This is a genomic window from Methanoculleus oceani (assembly GCF_023702065.1).
GTDB classification, from domain to species: domain Archaea; phylum Halobacteriota; class Methanomicrobia; order Methanomicrobiales; family Methanoculleaceae; genus Methanoculleus; species Methanoculleus oceani.
Genome location: NZ_QFDM01000001.1, coordinates 349,477 through 366,211 on the forward strand (window position 1 = coordinate 349,477; position 16,735 = coordinate 366,211).

The 16,735-nt window shown below is 64.5% G+C and carries 15 protein-coding genes; 7 read left to right on the top strand and 8 right to left on the bottom strand.

The window, feature by feature from the left end:
* Window positions 1-4: 4 nt before the first annotated feature.
* The 6 genes from DIC75_RS01830 to DIC75_RS01855 form a co-directional block, all read right to left on the bottom strand.
* Window positions 5-316: a HEAT repeat domain-containing protein gene (locus tag DIC75_RS01830; RefSeq protein ID WP_250986308.1), complete on the bottom strand. Its 312-nt coding sequence runs from the start codon at window positions 314-316 to the stop codon at window positions 5-7.
* Window positions 313-666 (bottom strand): STAS domain-containing protein, encoded by a 354-nt coding sequence (locus DIC75_RS01835; RefSeq protein ID WP_250986309.1) that lies wholly within the window; start codon window positions 664-666, stop codon window positions 313-315. Before DIC75_RS01835 ends, DIC75_RS01830 begins: the two co-directional genes overlap by 4 nt.
* Window positions 667-789: 123 nt before the next feature.
* Window positions 790-1,968 carry a putative hemolysin gene (locus DIC75_RS01840; RefSeq protein WP_250986310.1) on the bottom strand — a complete coding sequence of 393 codons (1,179 nt, stop codon included), beginning with the start codon at window positions 1,966-1,968 and terminating at the stop codon, window positions 790-792.
* 353 nt (window positions 1,969-2,321) lie between these two features.
* A complete protein-coding gene (locus tag DIC75_RS01845) occupies window positions 2,322-4,145 on the bottom strand; it encodes a DUF2207 domain-containing protein (RefSeq protein ID WP_250986311.1) in 1,824 nt (607 codons plus the stop codon).
* Window positions 4,146-4,151: 6 nt separating this feature from the next.
* The gene (locus DIC75_RS01850) at window positions 4,152-4,730 is read right to left on the bottom strand and encodes a LemA family protein (RefSeq protein ID WP_250986941.1); all 579 of its coding nucleotides are present in this window, start codon (window positions 4,728-4,730) and stop codon (window positions 4,152-4,154) included.
* Between the two features lie 126 nt (window positions 4,731-4,856).
* Window positions 4,857-6,533: a PAS domain S-box protein gene (locus DIC75_RS01855; protein WP_250986312.1), complete on the bottom strand. Its 1,677-nt coding sequence runs from the start codon at window positions 6,531-6,533 to the stop codon at window positions 4,857-4,859.
* 487 nt (window positions 6,534-7,020) lie between these two features.
* Here DIC75_RS01855 and DIC75_RS01860 point away from each other — a divergent pair, with 487 nt between their 5' ends.
* From DIC75_RS01860 to DIC75_RS01870, 3 genes are read left to right on the top strand one after another with little or no spacing between them, the layout of a single operon-like run.
* Window positions 7,021-7,377, top strand: coding sequence for an STAS domain-containing protein (locus DIC75_RS01860; RefSeq protein ID WP_250986313.1), 357 nt, complete (start codon window positions 7,021-7,023; stop codon window positions 7,375-7,377).
* Window positions 7,378-7,402: 25 nt separating this feature from the next.
* Entirely contained in the window at window positions 7,403-8,770 is a 1,368-nt protein-coding gene (locus DIC75_RS01865; RefSeq protein ID WP_250986314.1) for a PP2C family protein-serine/threonine phosphatase, read from the top strand.
* Complete coding sequence (locus tag DIC75_RS01870; RefSeq protein WP_250986315.1) at window positions 8,770-9,180, top strand: ATP-binding protein; 411 nt, start codon at window positions 8,770-8,772, stop codon at window positions 9,178-9,180. The genes DIC75_RS01865 and DIC75_RS01870 overlap by 1 nt, the downstream gene beginning before the upstream one ends.
* On the opposite strand, the gene DIC75_RS01875 is transcribed toward DIC75_RS01870, so the two are convergent.
* Window positions 9,172-10,011, bottom strand: coding sequence for a nucleoside 2-deoxyribosyltransferase (locus DIC75_RS01875; RefSeq protein ID WP_250986316.1), 840 nt, complete (start codon window positions 10,009-10,011; stop codon window positions 9,172-9,174). The two genes, DIC75_RS01870 and DIC75_RS01875, sit on opposite strands and share 9 nt — an antisense overlap.
* Before the next feature lie 35 nt (window positions 10,012-10,046).
* Here DIC75_RS01875 and DIC75_RS01880 point away from each other — a divergent pair, with 35 nt between their 5' ends.
* From DIC75_RS01880 to larC2, 3 genes are all read left to right on the top strand, one after another.
* Window positions 10,047-10,538 carry a DUF367 family protein gene (locus DIC75_RS01880; RefSeq protein ID WP_250986317.1) on the top strand — a complete coding sequence of 164 codons (492 nt, stop codon included), beginning with the start codon at window positions 10,047-10,049 and terminating at the stop codon, window positions 10,536-10,538.
* 228 nt (window positions 10,539-10,766) lie between these two features.
* Entirely contained in the window at window positions 10,767-12,611 is a 1,845-nt protein-coding gene (locus tag DIC75_RS01885; protein ID WP_250986318.1) for a hypothetical protein, read from the top strand.
* A gap of 16 nt (window positions 12,612-12,627) precedes the next feature.
* The gene (gene larC2 / locus DIC75_RS01890) at window positions 12,628-13,920 is read left to right on the top strand and encodes a nickel pincer cofactor biosynthesis protein LarC2 (RefSeq protein ID WP_250986319.1); all 1,293 of its coding nucleotides are present in this window, start codon (window positions 12,628-12,630) and stop codon (window positions 13,918-13,920) included.
* Between the two features lie 269 nt (window positions 13,921-14,189).
* Here larC2 and DIC75_RS01895 read toward each other — a convergent pair whose 3' ends face one another.
* Entirely contained in the window at window positions 14,190-14,882 is a 693-nt protein-coding gene (locus tag DIC75_RS01895) for a DUF72 domain-containing protein (RefSeq protein WP_250986320.1), read from the bottom strand.
* Between the two features lie 164 nt (window positions 14,883-15,046).
* Between DIC75_RS01895 and DIC75_RS01900 the strand changes: the two genes are divergently transcribed.
* A complete protein-coding gene (locus DIC75_RS01900; RefSeq protein WP_250986321.1) occupies window positions 15,047-16,690 on the top strand; it encodes a cache domain-containing protein in 1,644 nt (547 codons plus the stop codon).
* Window positions 16,691-16,735 lie beyond the last annotated feature (45 nt).

Genomic DNA, 16,735 nt, shown 5'->3' on the forward strand with positions numbered 1-16,735 from the left:
GAGATCAACAGAACCGGCAGCCGCAGCCGCCGGCCGCGTCCCGGATCCGGCGGAGGGCTGCTGCCGCCCATTTTGCGGCGCCCGGGTCGGCGTCCTCGAGCGCCTGCATGAGCGCCGGAACCGCCCTCGCATCCCCGATCGTCCCGAGGGTGTAGGCCGCCCACATCCGGAGGCGGGGATCGGGATCCTCGAGCGCGGAAAGGAGGGGCGCCAGGGCGGCCTGACCGAGGGCGGCGAGGGATGCCGCCGCTGCCATTCGATCGGCACTTTTGCCGTCGCGCAGGATACGGATCAGCGCTTCGGTCCCCGCCGTCACGGCGACTCTTTCTCCTGCTCGCTCGAGGCCAGGATCTCGTCCAGGCCCACGTAGATCGGGAAGACCTCGTGGACACCTGCGAGCAGGAAGACCTTGTAGACATCGGGCTGGAGCGAGCAGAGTGCCATCTCTCCATCCACCCTTCTTAGGTCACGGAACTTGCCGAGCAGCACCCTTAGACCGCTGCTGCTCATGTAGGCGGCCTTCTCCAGGTTCACGAGCACCCGTTTCCCGCCCCGCGCCAGCACCCCGGCGATTGCCGTATCCAGGCGTTCCGCCGATTCCGCATCGATTCTGCCGTCAACCGATACGATCGCCGTATCGTCTCGTTCGTTGACCGTTACGTCCATGGTCTTTTTATCGGTGCAAGAGGAGAAAAAGGCGCTCGTCTTGAATCGGGACCTGCGCCGGGGCTTACGCAGAGGCTTACGCAGAGGCTTACGCAGAGGCTTACGCCTTTCAAAAAAGAATGGTTAGTGGGTCTGCCGGTAGTAGTCCCATGCATCGACTACGGTAGCGTTTGCAAAGATGCAGACGCCGTACTCGCTCCCGTCGGGGTTCTTCCGGATCTCGTAGGTGTGACCCTGCTCGATGCACCAGACCGCAGCCGGGTTCGCGATGCCGGCGTTTCCGCCGCACCGCTCACAGGCCCACGGGACATCGATGATCTCGATCGGAGTCCCCCACTGCTGGATCGTCGCGGTATCCCGGGCTATCTCCCCGATGAAGGAAAGACGCATCCCGTCAACGCGGTAGGTTTCGTTCAGGTCGAGCGGGAGGTAACGTTCGCCGTCATCGGCGACGATCCCGTAGAACCCGCCCTCAAGATCGACGAAAGCGACCGTCCCGTTCTTCGCGACATAGGTCGCGTTCCCCGCCGTATCGATGGCGATGACCTCGACCGGGACGCCCCACTGCTGGATGGTCATGGTGTTCTCCTGCACCCCGGCAACGAACGTCACATTCATGCCGTCAACCTCCCAGGTCTCGTTCAGGTTGAGCGGGAGATAGTTCCTGCCGTCGTCGGTGACGAGCCCGTAGAACCCGCCCTCAAGGTCGATGTAGGTGACGATCGCGTTCCCGGAGACGAGCGGGACGCCATCGGTCCGCTCGATCGACCGGATCTCAACCGGGGTTCCCCACATCTGGATCCCCGCGCCGTCCTCTTTCACGTCGGCGTTGAAGAGTACCCGGAGACCATCGGTCCGGTACTCCTTCGGAAGGTTTCCAGGGAGGTAGTTCCTGCCGTCGTCGGTGACGATGCCGTAAAACCCGCCCTCAAGGTCGATGTAGGTGACCGTCCCGTCGGCTGCAACCGTGCGGCGGGTGTCGCCCTTCTCAATCTCGACGATCTCGACCGGCGTCCCCCACTGCTGGGTGGTCGCCGTATCCTCCAGGACATCGACGACGAACCGGACCCGCAGATCGTCCTGCCGGTACTCCGCCGGGAGGTCGGCGGGGAGGTAGCGTTCGCCGTCGTCGGCGACGATCCCGTAGAACCCGCCCTCAAGATCGACGAAAGTGATCGTGCCGTTCCCGGAGATGCGGTCTGCCGTTGTGTCCCCGTCACCGGCGGCCATGCACCCGCAGGCGACGACGGCCCCGAAGAGAGCAAGGACGATGACCAGGTAGTTCGAATAGGATCCCGTCATAAGGCATCAACGTCGATACATTCTCCCGCCGGAGGTAAGTAGGTTGCCTTAACTACGAAGGGGTTCGGACCTATCCCGCCCGGCGGGCTGTCTGCGCCGGGAAGGGTGCGACTGCTCGAACGGCAGGGGTTTGAGAGACCCCGTCACTTATCTATATCCATCCACCGAACTTCGCGTTCTTTGCACGTCGCACTTCGCGGCTTCGCGTGCGTTGACAGTGAAGGGAAGTGATACGGGCTCACGCGAAGAGCGCGAAGCCGCGAACGGAGCGTAAGCTGGCAGGAACCCGCACAAAGGGAAGAAGAGACTGATGCTGTCAGGTTCGGATCAGGAGGCCGGGTGGAAAAAAGGTATTACCGGCCCCCGACGCCGCCGCCACCAAAGCCGCCGCCGCCGCCGAAGGACCCGCCGCCGCCGAACCCTCCGCTGCCGCCGCTTGACGGCGGGGAGTAGAAGACGATCGGGGCAAAGATCACCGGCATGTTCGAGTAGAGCGGCATCCCGACGTCCGGGAGGTTGATGTTCAGGTTCTTCATCGCCTGCTCCACCTTATCGCCGAGGCCGAGCGCTGTCCCGTAGACCAGCCATTCTCCCCACATCGAGAGGTCTGCGGGGGAGTACTGCCGGATCAGGGCGAGATCCGAGAGGAAATAGGCAAACGCGTCCCACTCGAGTTTCTCCCTGTAGTGGTCGCCTCTCCAGAAGCCGAAGAGCGTCGAGGGGAAGAGGGCTGCAAGCCCGACCTGGACCGCGACGATGAAGGAGAGGATGCCGGCCGGGATCAGGAGGAAGGCCGCGCCCGGCGCGAAGATGAACGCCAGGATGGCAAGCCCACAGGGGATGGCTCCAAGGAAGATGAGCGGGAGGATGAACGTCCGGCCGTCCTTGATGTACCGCCGGGAGAGCGTGGTATCCACGTCCCGGGTCAGGGCCTTGAGCGACTGCTGGTACTGCAGGATCCGGTGCTGGTAGCCGGGACTCCGCCGGGCGGTCTGGGCGAACTTCTCAAGCTCGGCGGTGTCCACGACATGGTCGTCGGCGACGTTTGCAAGGAAGGTGAGCACCCGCTGCTCGTAGGGATCGGAGGACTCCCCCGAGACGATCCGGACCGTGACCCCGTCGCCGTCCGGTTTTTCGGCCACCACGATCTTTTTCTGCCGGTGGAGGTCGAGGACCGTCGCGTAAAACCCGTTGTCGTCGAATTCGAGGGCGTCGCCCTTGAAGAGGAGGTTCACCTGCCAGGGTTTGAGCGCGGTGTTCGGCGTGAAACTCAGGTATTCCGGCACCGTGAACGGTTTCTCCCTGCCGTAGCGGAGGTAGACGCCGAGGAGGATAAACGGCATCGCGAGGACAAGGACGGTTGCGAGGCCGTAGAGGATCTCCGCCGCCCCGTAGAGGATCGGGGGCCACCGGTTGGCATCGGCCGCCTGCTGCCGGACGTCCGGGACGAACTCCGGGTACGCGTCAATCCCCTCCATGAACGCGAGATCGAGGATCATCTCGACGTTCAGCGAGTCATCCTGCGGGGCGTTCCCCGTGATGACGACGGCCTCCGCCGTCCGCTCGACATCGAGGGTCGGGGGATGCGTGTAGACCTCCTCGATAGCACCGGCGAACGGGAGGGTGATCCGCAGGCTCCGGTAGGGAACGTGCTCGTCGACGAACTTCAGGTTCAGGTGCGCCCACTGGCTATCATACTCGATCGGTGGCCGGACCCGGTAGCGGAACTCCGCCGTGTAGGTACCCGGGGCGAAGTAGTCGGGGTTGTAGAGGCCCACCTCGCTGTCGAACGCAAGGCTCCGGATCGTCGCGAGGTCGGCGGAGCTCGCGGTCCCGGCGGCCGTTCGCACCTCGCCCCAGTAATCCTTGACGTAGCCGACGGTCCCGGGCGGGGCAGTCATCCCGAGAAACTCGATGTGCGGCCGGTCGATAGCGGTGAAGGTGAGCGGCGCGTCCCAGTAGCGAAAGAGCATCCGGTACTCCCCCGCCGATCGGACGTCATAGGTGTAGCGCTCGACGAGTGTCCCGTTCTCGTAGAAGACGGCGTCGTAGTGCTCGACATCCAGGCTTCCCCGGAAGAGCCCGGGAAGCGCGTTCGCTCCGACGACCGCCAGCACCCCGACGAGCAGGGTGATGGCAACAAGGATGAGGATCTGCTGCCGTTCAGTCACGCGCATGGTTCATCAGAACGATATCGTCGGAACCCGCTCGATCTCCTCGCCGAACTCCAGGTACTCGAGCTTCTTAAAGCCCATGACGCCGGCGACCAGGTTCGAGGGGACCGTATCGGTCATGGTGTTGTACTGCTGGGCGATGTTGTTGTAGGTGTAGCGGTGCCGGGCAATCTCGTCCTCGACACCCTGGACCGCGCCCATCAGGTTCTGCACCGTCTGCGAGGTCTTGAGGTCGGGGTAATTCTCCGCGACGGCAAGCAGCCGCCCGAGGACCGACCGGGACTCACGTTCGAGTTCGTTCAGGTCGCCGGGACCGGCGCTGCCGATACGGGCCCGCATCTCGGTCACCCCGGTCAGGGTCTCCTTCTCGAAGGCTGCGTAGCTCTTCACCGCGCCGAGGAGCTGCTCGATCATGTCCAGTCGCTTCTTCATCGCGACCTTCACCTGCCCGACCGTGGCTTCGGCGGAGTTCTTGAGGGAGAAGAACCGGTTATAGATGCCTACGGCGGCTGCCGCGATGCCGATGACGATCAGCACCACGACTACGATAAGGACAAGGGAGATGATGTCCACCAAAGTTGTCACCAGTACTCTATGTGCCCCGCGGCGTATTTAAGTGGTGACCCCCGAAACAGCGGGGAGGAGGAGGAAATCGCCGATGCGGCAGGACCGGCCTGGATTCGGCGTATCGGCCGTGCTCTCCCGGACGACCGGCTATTCTGCGATCTCCTCGCCGGAGCTCACCATCGCCACGACATTGCCGTCCGCATCCCGGAGAAGAGCGTTGTGCCAGAGTATCGGGTGTTCCCGGCCGTCCCGGGTGACGACCGGGCTCTTCTCGAAGGGAGGGGGCTCGATCCGGCCGGCCACGAGGCGAACAAAGTTCTGCGCGAGCCGGTCGCGCAGGCGCTCGGGGACAACCGTTGCAAACCAGTTCTTTCCGGCGAGGTCTCCCTCGGCATACCCGAGAATCTCGCTCCCCTTCCGGTTGACCAGGTCGATGGTTCCATCCGCCCCGATCACCACGATCATCACGCCGGCCGCCTCCAGGTAGCCCTGCGCCCGGTCACGCTCGGCGACCAGGAGTTCCTCGGCGGCGGCGCGGTCGGTGACGTCCTCGGCTATCCCGAGCATGTACTTCAGCATGCCCCGGGAGTTGAAGATCGGGATCTTCTTCATGGAGAGTGTCCGTCCGCCCGGGAGGTGGGCTTTCTCCTCGAGGGCGATCGTTCGCTCCACAAGCTCCCGGTCGCCGTCGGCAAAGAATGCCGCCATTTCCGTCGGGAAAAGTTCCGTTGCCCGTTTTCCCGCCATCTCCTCCTGCGTCATCCCGAGGAACGTCTCGGCGGCCTTATTCGAGAAGACGAACGTGTTCCCCTCCACTTCCCGGACAAAGACCATGCTCGGGATGTTGTTGACCACCGAGTAGAGGAACGATTTCCACTGGGCCACCCGTTTTGCAGCACGCGCCCGTTCGGTGACGTCACGACAGACCACCCGGTAGCCGGTGAAGTCGCCTATCACGTCGTAGACCGGCGTCCCGCTCACCTCGAGGACGACGGGGCTCCCGTCCCGATGGAGCATCGTCCATTCAAAGAGGACCCCGGGTTTCGGGTCGGCGAAAAGTACGGCAAACTGCTCTCTGACCCGCTCGGCCTTCTCCGGGGGCATGAAGTCGCAGGGCGTCTTTTGAAGCATCTCTTCGGGTGCGTAGCCGAGGATCTCCCGGCTCTTGGGACTGACATACGTGAACGTGCAGGCCTCGTCGACGTTCAGGATCAGGTCGCTGACGTTCTCGACGAGGCTCCGGAAGAGCAGTTCGCTCTCGCGCAGGGCCTCTTCCGCCCGCCGCTCCTCGGTGATATCCTCGAGGATGATGGTGACTCCCGGCGCTCCGTCGTTGAAGACGGTGGGAAGGAACTTGATCCGGAAGAAGAGCTCCTCGTCGCGCCGCAGGAACCGGAGTTCTTCCGTAACCTCGCGGCCGTTGAGGGCGTCGGTGATCCGGCTCCGTATCAGCGGGTGATCGAACGCGGCGAGCGGCGACGTCTCGATACCGCTTCCGATGATATCATCCCGCTCCCTCCCTGCAAACGCACAGACGGCATCGTTCGCCTGGACGATCCGGCGGTCGCGGTCGAGGACCAGCACGAGATCCGACGAAAAATTGAGCATGGCGGCGATGGGAACCCGTTGCGAGAGATAGAAGACCTTGGCCTTTCCGTAGGTCTCCATCTCAACCTGGCCGGATACGAGAAGGACGTCGAGGTACCGGGAGACGGTGTTCCGGTTGATCCCGACGGCGGCGGCAAGATCGGAGACCGACATGCCGCGCGGGTGCTCTTTCAAGGCGCCAAGCAGGAGAGAGAGTGCGTCGGTAGTGGGATCCATGTGCAAACAGAGTTTCACGCCGGGGGTTATAGGGTTTTGCAGTGTCGCATGCTATGATGCCACACACAACGCCACACCACAATGCAAGGCATTGACCAAAAACAATATAAATGAAACAGATCAATCTGTGATCCCCAGAGTCGGGAGACGGGGAATCTCTCCGACAAACCGGGCCGCACAGGCACATGTGACCCGGACCGGCACAAGAACGGCTGGGAACGGTGAACGGAACATTCACCACGCTGATTGCATCAACGTCATGATGTACCAGGGAACCCCGGTACATCCAGGCACACCTCTCTAAACACTCATACCGGCACGGTGGACGGGGGCCCGGACGGGAGGCACAACCGCCCGGGAACCACCCGCGGACACCGCATGGTTATCACACACCCGACAATACACCCTCATTTTTTTGTTGTTTCGGCAGGAGACGTCCCGGAACAGAGAGCAACATCTATCTTCCATTGAATTGAAAGCTCTTTCAATGAGCGGGCATGTTGAGATCCTCGAGAGAAGAGCGGGCGCCGTCGATATCATTGTGGTGAAAGGAAGGCTCGACGCAAGCTCTTCGGAGAAGGCGGAGGAGCAGATCAACCGGGTGCTCGATGCCGGAGGGAGAAGCCTCCTCGTCAACCTCTGCGACCTCGACTACATCAGCAGCTCCGGCCTTCGGGTACTGCTTGCCGCACTGAAGCGGCTGAAGAAGGACGGCGGGGCGCTCCGGATAGCCTGCGCACAACCGCAGATCCTCGAAGTCTTCACCATGGCAGGATTTCACCGGATCTTCTCTCTCTCCCCCGACGAGGCGGCGGCGCTTGCCGGGTTTGCGGCGGGGCCCTGAGCGGCATCCGGGGCGGTAGACCAGCATGGCGTTCTCCGGCTACGGCGATATGTTCTTCGTGCTCCTGCAGATGATCTGCGTCATCATGGTGGTCGCCTACCTGATCACCCGGACGGCGTCGTTCACCCGGGTGCTCGACGGCATATTCACCTGGAAGAGCCAGGCGGTTCTCACCCTCCTCTTCGGGGCGCTCTCCATCTACGGCACCGAGAGCGGCATCACCATCCTCGGCGCCACCGCGAACGTCCGCGACCTCGGCCCCATGGTGGGGGGGCTCGCCTGCGGCCCGGTGGTGGGACTCGGCGCCGGCCTGATCGGCGCGGCGTACCGCTTCTCCCTCGGGGGATTCACCGCCGTCCCATGCGCGACCGCAACCATCCTCGCGGGCCTCTTCGGGGGGCTGATCTTCCTCGCCGCCGGGCGGAAGTTCATCGGGATGCATGGTGCGGTCCTCTTCGCCGTCGGTATGGAGACGTTCCACATGGGGCTCACCCTCCTCCTCTGCCGGCCGTTTGAGCAGGCGCTCGAGGTCGTCGAGGATGTGGCCTTCCCGATGATCATCGCCAACGCCACCGGGGTCTTCATCTTCGCGTTCATCATCGGGAACCTGATCACCGAGCGGCAGACGAAGGCGGAACGGGACACCTACCTCTCGGAACTCGAGCGGAAGAAGGCCGAACTCCGGATCGCGCACGACATCCAGATGAGTTTCCTCCCCGAACGGCTGCCTGAGGTTCCGGGCATCGAGCTCGCCGCCCTCTCGCTCCCGGCAAAGGAGGTCGGCGGGGACTTCTACGACGCCTTCCCCCTCCCCGGCGGGAGGACCGCCCTTGTCATCGCCGACGTCTCGGGGAAAGGCGTCCCTGCGGCGCTTTTCATGGCGCTCTCCCGGACGGTGCTGCGGGCGAACTCGCTGGTTCCCCGGAGCGCCCGCGAGGCCGTCAGCGAGGCCAACATGCTGATCGCCGAGGACGCGAAGTCAGGGATGTTCGTCACGCTCTTCTACGCGGTTGCCGACCCGGCCAAAAAGACGCTCACCTACGTCAACGCGGGACATAATCCGCCTCTCCTCTTCCGGTCGGACGGGGGCCGGCCGCTGGAACTGAAGGGAACCGGGATCATACTCGGGGTCATGCCGGATGCCGATTACGGTGAGGAGACCGTCAACCTCGAGAGCGGGGACATCGTCCTGCTCTACACCGACGGCATCACCGAGGCGATCAACCCCGACGAAGAGCAGTTCGGGGAGAAACGGCTGATCGAGACAATCGCGGGCTGCCGCGACCTCTCTCCCGCCGGGATCGTCGAGAAGGTTCGCGACGCGGTTGTGAAGTTCTCGGGCGACGAGCCGCAGTTCGACGACCTGACCATAATGGTTCTCCGGGTGGTCTGATGGCGGAACTTATCGTGCGGGCGGATCTATCGGCACTCGCGACGATCGCCGACTTCCTTACCGAGGCGCTCGCCGGGTGCGGCGACGACCTGATCTTTGCGATCCAGCTCGCCGTGGACGAGGCCTGCAGCAACACCATCCTCTACGGGTTTCCCGACGGGGAACCCGGGACGATCACGGTCACCTGCACCGCCGACGCCGACGCCGTCCGCGTGACGATCGCCGACGACGGAGTTCCCTTCGACCCGCTCACCGCCCCGTCGCCGCTTCTCGACATCCCCGCGGAAGAACGGCCGATCGGGGGGCTCGGGGTCCACTTCATCCGGACGGTGACGGACAGCGTGACCTACACTCGCGAAGGCGGTAAGAACGTCCTCTCGATGGAAAAGAAGCGGCCGGCATCATCCTGACGCCTTGATGAGCGACCCGAGCACCCGGGGCAGATCTTCTTTTTTCGTGACCACGGTCGCGGACTCCTCGAGCATCAGGTTGACCCGCTCGTGGTGCCCGACGACCCGGAAGTCGGTGCGGAGCGCGACAATCCTTCTACCGAGAGCGTACGCGTACCCCATCTCCCACGAGGTCCCGGAATCGGCGTCCGCCCCGTCGATGACCGCGACGACGGTATCGGCATCCTGGAGCGCCGCGGCGTGCTGCGCGAAGATGGCCCGGTGCTCCTCCCGGCACCGGGTGTGGCTCGTGTCCCCCACCTCCTGGGGGAGGTAGACGTCGAAGAGGTGCGCTTCGAGGAGGTCGCGGAGCGTGAGGTTGTAGGCCCTCTCCGCCTCGGAGAAGAGCGGGGCGGCGAGGTAGACCCGGTAGCGGGCGAACTCCTTCACGTCGATTGCCGGGATATCCGGGAACCGGGAAAGAAACGCCCCGCGTCCGGGCTGTTTTATGGACGAGTAGTAGGTGGCGTTCACCCCGCAGGTGGGAGAGGAGTCCACCCCGACGATCGCGAGCGGCGGCTCCCCGCGTTCGCGGACGACGGCACGGACCTCTGATTCGAGTCGGTCGAGGAGCGCGGCAAACTCGTCGGTCGCGAGCCTATCAAGGAACGAGCCCGGTTCCCGGTCGGCGCCGAGGTAGATCGTCTCCGGGCAGGGGAGCGGGACCATCTCGACTGAGAAGCGCCGGCAGCGCTCAATGGCCCGGCGGAAGTGGCGGAGGTCCTCATCGGTTGTAATCCCGCGGGCGCGGCACGCGGGGTTTTCGATGCAGGGAGCGACGAGCACGTACATTGATAGTACCTGGACGGCGTACCATAACAAAGCAGATGATACCGCTCTACGCCTACCGGGACGACACCTGCGACCCCCGGAAATGCACGGTGAAGAAACTGGCCCGGCGCGGGCTTCTCCGGATCGTCACGAGCATCGCGAAGATCCCCCGCTCGACCCTCCTCCTCGATCCGACCGCCGAGCAGGCGGTCTCTCCCGCCGACCGGCACCTCCCCTCGATAACGGCGCTCGACTGCTCCTGGGAGGTGCTCGATACCGGGGCCGTCGCCTCCTGGCGCAACCGCCGGGCGCTCCCGTTCCTGGTGGCTGCAAACCCCGTGAACTTCGGCCGGCCGTTCCGGCTGACCTCGGTGGAGGCGATGGCCGCGGCGCTCTACATCCTCGGGGAGAGGGAGCAGGCCCGGGAGATCCTTGCCCCGTTCGGGTGGGGGCTGCGCTTTTTTGAGGTGAACGCCGACCCCCTCGAGGACTATTCGCGGGCAAAGGACAGTGCCGAGGTCGTCGCCCTCCAGGCACTGTATATGTGATGCACTCCGGGTTGACCGGGGGATACAGTGCGATGGAGTCTCACGTGGCGTATGGATGGTAACGCAACCTCGCGAAGAGGGTATGAGTCCCGGTGATGAAAGCCAGGCGTCTGTCGTTGCAGCCTGAAAGCCCCGGGATGTAACCGGAACCGTCGGCACCTCCCCGGGCGGCACGTTTTTATGCCGGGAGCCTCCAGTCCGCGTCCGAGGATCGGAGGTTACCGGATCATGGATACCGAACGAGAGAGGGTGCTCCTCGCGGCGGCCCACGCCGTGACGTTCAAGCCCGACTACATGACCGTCGACAAACTGGAGGCGGCGACCCGCGGGCACGGGGCGCTCGTCATCCCCGCGTTTGCCGCGGCGAACTCGCTCGCGGAAGATATCTTCTGCAGCATCGGCGCCCCGGAGATGAGCCTGATGAACATGACGGTGGTCGATGCCTCGGCCCCCCACCTGCCGCTCGATACAATCATCGGGAAGGCGGTGGGCGAGGCAAAACGGGGCGGGGCGGAGGCGGCGAACGCGGCCCTGATCGTCGCCACGCTCGCCTACTTCTCGGGGAGCTGCGCCCGCGCCGGCGTGCCGCTCGGGAACCGGAAGCTCGGCGCCATCGCCCGGATGCACGCCGGCGGCGACAGGACGAGCGCCATCGCCCTGACGACGAACAAGTTCACCCACCGCGTCCCGGCGTTCCCCGCGTACCTCGCGATCTACGAGGCGCTGATGGAGAAGCGGCTGACCCGCCTCGACGGCGCGGTCCTGCCGCCCTTCGTCGCCGGCGGGGGCGTCATGGGCCACGCCGCACTCGGCGAGGACTACAACATCCCCGAACTTGCCAGAAACGCCGCGAAGGTCGGGACAGAGGCGATGATGCGGAGCATGGAGGGCGCCGGGACGACACCCTACCCCCTCTGGCCGGCCCTGATCGCGGCGGCGGTGACGATGGAGCTCGTCCACCCGGACGCCCTCCTCGGGGAGGAGTTCGGGAAGTTCGGGCAGGTCGATTCCGCCTACCTCGCCGGGAAGGGGGCCGTCGAGGCGGCAAAACTCCCGGAGAAGATCCACATGCGGGGGACCGGGGAGGAGTACGACACCGCCCGGATCGTCGGCGACTTCGGGCTGATCTTAAAGGACATCGGCGGACCGTCGGTGATCGGGTCGATGGTGACAAACGAGCTCTTCGCCGGGTTCCAGGAGTCCGCCATCATCGGGGCCGGGTTCTCCGGCGGGCCGGTGAACGTCCCGCTCGGCCACCTCGCCGGCGACATCCTGCCGGCGCTCCGGCTGCTTCTTGCAAACGGCGGCGATGTCGAGGCAACCGCAACGGCGATCCGGGACTACAAGATGCAGTCCTTCATCGACCCGGAACTCGCCCTCTGCGGCCTGAACACCATCGTCCGGAAGGCGGAGGTCGTGAACCGGGGCTCGGTGACGGAAGCCTGCATCCGGGCGAGCGAGCCGGTGCGGGACCGGGCGATCTACCGGCGGGCGGCGAAAGTCTACGAGATGCTCAAGGCGGGGAAGTCGCTCGAGGAGGCGGCCGCGACTCTCGACGAGGAGAAGAAGGCCACCGTCGAAGAGCGGGGCTCCGCGGCCCTCTCGGGATTCACGGGGAAAGAGATCGCGTTCCACTTCACTGAGATCGCACCTCATGCGCGGAGGACCGACCCGTTCACCGCGAAGTTCTGGGGATTCGACGCAAAGATCTCCTACGATGTCGCCATCGACGGGAAGGACTACCACATCGAGAACCTCACCGCCCGGGTGGTCCCGGAGTACGCCCTCGAGGGGAAGGGCCGGGACGACCCCGATATGGGGACCGCCATCTTCGTCGGCGCCGTCCTTACCCAGGAGATGCAGTACAGCGGGCACACCATCCTCAACGTCACCGTACCGGCAGCGGTCGCAGCCGCCCTCGGGACCGACCCGATAGAAGCGGCGAAGCAGGCGGCGAAGGGTGCACGCCTGACGAACGCCATTGCCGGCGGCCGGGAGGCGGCGCAACGGGTGGCGGAACTTGCGCAGACGGTGTACGCAAGCCTCAGCGAGCCGTCCGGGGGAGCGGAGTGAGGAAACGGCGGGGAGCATGAAAGTCCTCGTCATCGACCCGGCCTGCGCAGGTATCGCGGGGGATATGCTCCTTGCGTCCCTCATCGACCTCATCGGCGAGCCCCGCGCACTCGATCCGCTTGCTGACGCGATCCGCAGACTCGATCTCTGCCGGGAGTTCAATTACGAGGCAAAAGCCGTGGATACAGGCGGCATCGCGGCGACCCGGCTCGCGATCGAGATCGAGGAGGGGAGCGCGAGGGACGCGGGCGATCTCATGGAGGGGACCGCCGCGGCCGCAGGTGCTGCAGGCCTCTCGCCGGGCGCATGCTCCCGGGCGCTTGCGGTCACGGGCGACCTCGCCGCCGCCGAGGCGCACCTCCACCGGGCCGGGTTTTCGCGACACGCGATCGCCTCGGTGGACACGATCTTTGATATCGTCGGCACGATGCTGCTCCTCGACCGGGCCGGGTTCCTGGAGGGGACGATCGTCGCGACACCCCCGGCTCTCGGCGGCGGGACCATCCGGACGGAGTACGGCGAGATCCCGGGACCCGCGCCGGCGACGCTCGATATCCTCGCCCGGCACCGGTTCCCGTACGCCTCCGTGCCCGTCGACGTCGAGCTGACCACGCCGACAGGGGCGGCCCTGCTTGCCGGCCTCGCGGAACGCGCGGTAAATCCCTACCCGGCCATGGTCCCCGTCCGGGTCGGCTACGGTACCGGCACCCGGGAGGTTCCGGGACGGCCCGACCTGCTCCGGGTGGTGGAAGGGGAACGCCTCCCCCCGGGAGAGGACCGGGTCGTTATCCTCGAGACGAACCTCGACGACGTCTCCGGGGAGGTGGTCGGCTACGCGGTCGAGCGCCTCTTTGCGGAGGGAGCGGTGGACGTCTTCGTCACCCCGGCGCTCGGGAAGAAGAACCGGCCGGTCAGTATAGTATCGGTGATGGCGGCGTCGGGAGACGAGGACCACCTGATCCGGGTCCTCATGGAGGAGACGGGGACCCTCGGGGTGCGGGTGCACGAGTTCCGGAAGGTGGTGGCCGCCAGGGAGAGGGAGGCGGTGCCGGTCAGTCTCGGCGGGAGGGTGTACCCGGTCCGGGTGAAGACCTCGACCGTCAACGGTCGTCTGATCGCAGAGAAACCCGAGTACGACGACCTCTCGGCAATCGCACGGGAACAGGGCATTCCTCTCCGGTTCGTGGACGATGCGGTCAGGTTGCGCTTATCGGAGCGGAAAAGAGAGCATACCAGCGCTGGAAGGGGTGCAGGGGGTGGATGCCCACCCGACCGCCCAAACGTGCTGAATGCCGCACGCGACGAGTGAGTGCGGACACTTCCCCACGGGGAAGTCTCCCACTCGCGTCTACAGTTCTCTCATGTCACCGGGGTAATAGTTCCCCAAACTATTAGATGACGCATGCGATATTTATACGATTCTATTTGGTATCACCCATCAACCCCCATTTTCGCCCCAATTCGCCGAAAAACTATTGAAGGGTCCGGCGTTTTCCCGAATAGTTGCAGTGTCGTTGCTCTTGAACTGAAAAAAACGAGAAATTGACGCCACAAAGGGAAGATAATTCTTTCCCGCCGTCAGACAGGCGGCACCTCGCGGAAGAGGCGCATCATCGTCCTCGCGTCCTCGAGCATTGCGTGATCGTTATTGAAGAAGACATACGCCCGCTCCGGGCCGATGGCGGCTATCCCATCCCTGATTCCCGCAAGTTCACCGTCGGTATAGTCGTGCCGGTACCAGCCCTCCCGCCCGTGCATCCTGAGGTAGACGGTATCGCCGGGAAATACCCGTTCCCGAAAGTCGGGAGAGTCGACCGAGACCAGAAGGGTTGCTTCCTGCAGCCTCCGGCACGCCTCGTCGTCACCGAGCACAGCGGGGTTCCTGACCTCCACGGCACACCGCCGGCCGAGGTCGATCGCCTCGAGAAAAGCGATGATGCGATCGACGTCCGCGAGCGCCGGGGGTGCCTGGAAGAGGTAGAAATCCACGAGATCGTCAAGCGGGAGGAACCTCTCGCGGAACCGCTCCCAGACACCGATCGCCTTCTCGTTGAACCGGTGCCGGTGGGTGACCGACCGGTTCACCTTGACGCTCCACCGCAGCCCCGACCCCGCACCGGCCCATGAACTGACGGATTTCTCCGATGGGAACCCGTAAAAACTCGCGTTTAGTTCGATAGCGTTCAGGCCGGAGTGCTCGACGAACCACGCGAGGCTGCCTCCCCGGTTCCATGCATACGCCCACCCGCTCGTGCCGACACGGACCTCCATGCCGGGACCTTTCGGCGGGCAGGCAATACAATTCTTTCGGCCGCCTGCCGGAACCCGGGCACCCAGGCGGAGAACGTGTTAATCCGCCTGTTATTGTGTCTTTTCTCAAAAACAATCCTGTGAAATTTCAGCATATTTAATAATACGACCGGGTAACTTCGATTATGCGAATAACCGCAATAATTGTCGCCCTTCTCATCGCCGTCGCGGTGCTCGGGGCAGGCTGCACGGAAGAGAGTCAGCCCCCCCTGCAGGGAACCGGGGATTCGGTCCTCCAGGATGCCGTCTCCGGGATAAACGACGAACTGGAGTCGGTCCGGGCCTCGACAGCGGAGGACGCCCGGGTGCTCGGGGAGACCGGGCTCACGAGTGCCGCCGGGAAGGAGGCCGTGCGGCAGACGATGCTGAACCACCCCTGGGCGGAGTCGGCGCTGGTGATCTCGAGCGACGGCATCGTGGTTATGGCCGTGCCCGAGAATTACGCCGACCTGGTGAACAGCGATCTCTCGGGCCAACCGCAGGCGGAGCGGGCAGTCCGGGAGCAGGCACCGGTGGTCAGCGAAGTCTTTTACCTGGAGGAAGGATTCTACGGGGCCACCCAGAGTTATCCCGTCTTCGGGGAGGAATACCTTGGATTCGTGAGTATCGCATACCGGTCCGACGCCCTCATCGAGCGGGTGATCGCGCCCCTGACGAACGGCACCCCGTACGACGTCTGGGTGACGCAGACCGACGGACGGGTGATCTACGACACGACTCCCGAGGAGATCGGGAAGAACCTCTTCTCGGACCCGGGATACCAGTCCCCGGGACTCCAGGAGGCGTTTGGCCGTATCGTTGCCGAACCGTCCGGAACTGTCGAGTACTCGTTCTGGGACCGGAACTGGGAGCGGATGGTGACGAAGGAGGCGAAATGGGATACCGCCGGCATCGACGGAGCCGAGTGGCGCGTCGTCGTCACGCGGAGTACTGATGCGGGAGAGCAGCAGGGCGCAATAAGCGAGAGGCCGCCTGCAAAGGATGCCGCCGACGAGATGAAGGCCTTCGTTGCCGGGGCGGCCGCATATGCCCGGGAGCACGGACGTGACGAAGCGCTTGCCGCGTTCAACAACCCGGACGGGGAATTCGTCAGGGGCGAGCTCTACATCTTCGCCTATGATATGAACGGCACCGTCCTTGCCCTTCCCTTCCAGCAGGCTCTCATCGGCACGGACCGCAGCGGCGTGCATGACTCGAGCGGCGTGGCGTACATCCACAGCATGAGCAGGGCGGCGGCGGAAGGGGGCGGCAGCGTTTACTACGTCTACCCGAACCCGGCGAGGGGGTATGCCGAAGAACTCAAACTCGGGTATGTTCTCCCCGTGGACGGGACATGGTTCGTCGGTTCGGGGATTTACGTCCCGGAGGTCGGGACCGAGTTTAACACACAGGCCAGGGAGACCCTCGTACAGCGGGTGAAGTCCGCAAGAGACTACGCACAGGTACACGGAAAAGAGGCGGCATGCGCCGCGTTCAACGATCTCTCCGGGGACTTCGCCGACGGTGGAGCATATATCTTCGCCTACGGAACGGACGGGACGACGCTTGCCCTGCCCTACCAGTCCGAATTCATCGGGACGAAACGTCTCAGTCTCGAGGACCGGTACGGCGTCCGGGTGATCATGCTCGAGATCGCCGCCGCAGAGGCCGGGGGCGGGTTCGTGTACGTCACCTACTATAACCCGGATACCGGGCTTGACGGGCTGAAACTCTGTTATGTGGCCCCGGTGGACGGGGAGTGGTTCGTCGGCTCAGGCGTATACGCTTGAGAGCATCCGGGCAACGATTGCCGGGACGGGGCTAACCCCCGGGCC

What these genes read in the sequence shown, in the direction of transcription:
- DIC75_RS01835 (WP_250986309.1), bottom strand. Translation starts at nt 666, where the DNA reads ATGGACGTAACGGTCAACGAACGAGACGATACGGCGATCGTATCGGTT.
- DIC75_RS01840 (WP_250986310.1), bottom strand. Translation starts at nt 1,968, where the DNA reads ATGACGGGATCCTATTCGAACTACCTGGTCATCGTCCTTGCTCTCTTC.
- DIC75_RS01845 (WP_250986311.1), bottom strand. Translation starts at nt 4,145, where the DNA reads ATGCGCGTGACTGAACGGCAGCAGATCCTCATCCTTGTTGCCATCACC.
- DIC75_RS01855 (WP_250986312.1), bottom strand. Translation starts at nt 6,533, where the DNA reads ATGGATCCCACTACCGACGCACTCTCTCTCCTGCTTGGCGCCTTGAAA.
- DIC75_RS01860 (WP_250986313.1), top strand. Translation starts at nt 7,021, where the DNA reads ATGAGCGGGCATGTTGAGATCCTCGAGAGAAGAGCGGGCGCCGTCGAT.
- DIC75_RS01865 (WP_250986314.1), top strand. Translation starts at nt 7,403, where the DNA reads ATGGCGTTCTCCGGCTACGGCGATATGTTCTTCGTGCTCCTGCAGATG.
- DIC75_RS01870 (WP_250986315.1), top strand. Translation starts at nt 8,770, where the DNA reads ATGGCGGAACTTATCGTGCGGGCGGATCTATCGGCACTCGCGACGATC.
- DIC75_RS01875 (WP_250986316.1), bottom strand. Translation starts at nt 10,011, where the DNA reads ATGTACGTGCTCGTCGCTCCCTGCATCGAAAACCCCGCGTGCCGCGCC.
- DIC75_RS01880 (WP_250986317.1), top strand. Translation starts at nt 10,047, where the DNA reads ATGATACCGCTCTACGCCTACCGGGACGACACCTGCGACCCCCGGAAA.
- DIC75_RS01885 (WP_250986318.1), top strand. Translation starts at nt 10,767, where the DNA reads ATGGATACCGAACGAGAGAGGGTGCTCCTCGCGGCGGCCCACGCCGTG.
- larC2 (WP_250986319.1), top strand. Translation starts at nt 12,628, where the DNA reads ATGAAAGTCCTCGTCATCGACCCGGCCTGCGCAGGTATCGCGGGGGAT.
- DIC75_RS01895 (WP_250986320.1), bottom strand. Translation starts at nt 14,882, where the DNA reads ATGGAGGTCCGTGTCGGCACGAGCGGGTGGGCGTATGCATGGAACCGG.
- DIC75_RS01900 (WP_250986321.1), top strand. Translation starts at nt 15,047, where the DNA reads ATGCGAATAACCGCAATAATTGTCGCCCTTCTCATCGCCGTCGCGGTG.